The sequence below is a fragment of the Massilia sp. P2_C2 genome, assembly GCF_056404615.1.
Genome location: NZ_JBFUDR010000635.1, coordinates 1 through 978 on the forward strand (window position 1 = coordinate 1; position 978 = coordinate 978).

Below are 978 nucleotides of genomic sequence, written 5' to 3' on the forward strand. Positions count from 1 at the left end.
GGCACAGGGGTGCCCACCCTACGGACAGGTTCTTAGTTAAATTGCTTCAGGAAGCGAAGGTCGCCTTCATAGAACAGGCGAAGGTCGTTGATCCCGTAGCGCAGCATGGTCAGGCGCTCCAGGCCCGAACCGAACGCGAAGCCGATGAATTTTTCCGGATCCAGTCCGAAATTGCGGACGACCGTCGGGTGCACCTGGCCGGCGCCCGACACTTCCAGCCAGCGGCCCTTCAACGGACCGGAGCCGAACGCGATGTCGATCTCGGCCGACGGTTCCGTGAACGGGAAGTACGACGGACGGAAGCGCACCTGCAGGTCGTCCGTCTCGAAGAAGGCCTTCACGAAATTCAGGTACACGCCCTTCAGGTCGGCAAAGCTGATGTCTTCGCCGATCCACAGGCCTTCGACCTGGTGGAACATCGGCGAGTGCGTGGCGTCGCTGTCGACGCGGTACGTCCTGCCCGGGGCAATCACCTTGATCGGCGGCGTGTGGGTGCGGGCATAGCGCACCTGCATCGGGCTCGTGTGGGTGCGCAACAGCAGCGGTTTGCCGGTACTGTCATTGCCCTCGATGTAGAACGTATCCTGCATCGAACGTGCCGGGTGRTTTTCCGGGCTGTTCAGCGCGGTAAAGTTCGTCCAGTCGGTTTCGATCTCGGGGCCGTCGGCCACGTCGAAACCGATCGAGCGGAAAATCTGTTCGACCCGTTCCCAGGTCCGCATGACAGGATGGATGCCGCCCGTCGAGCGGCCGCGGCCCGGCAGGGTGACGTCGATCGACTCAAGATTCAGGCGCGCGAGCAACAGCGCGTTGGCGAGATCCTCGCGGCGAGCCGTCAACGCCTGTTCGATTTTTTCTTTGGCGGCGTTGATGAGGGCGCCCTGCGCCTTGCGCTGGTCGGGATCGAGCTTGCCGAGGCCCTTCATCAGTTCGGTCACCTGGCCCGTCTTGCCCAGGTATTTCGCTTTGGCGTTTTCC

General features: G+C 62.4%; 1 protein-coding gene. It reads right to left on the reverse strand.

The window, feature by feature from the left end:
* Nucleotides 1–32 precede the first annotated feature (32 nt).
* On the reverse strand, nt 33–978 hold a 946-nt coding region (gene pheS / locus AC1DYX_RS31505), incomplete at its 5' end, for a phenylalanine--tRNA ligase subunit alpha (RefSeq protein WP_477266187.1).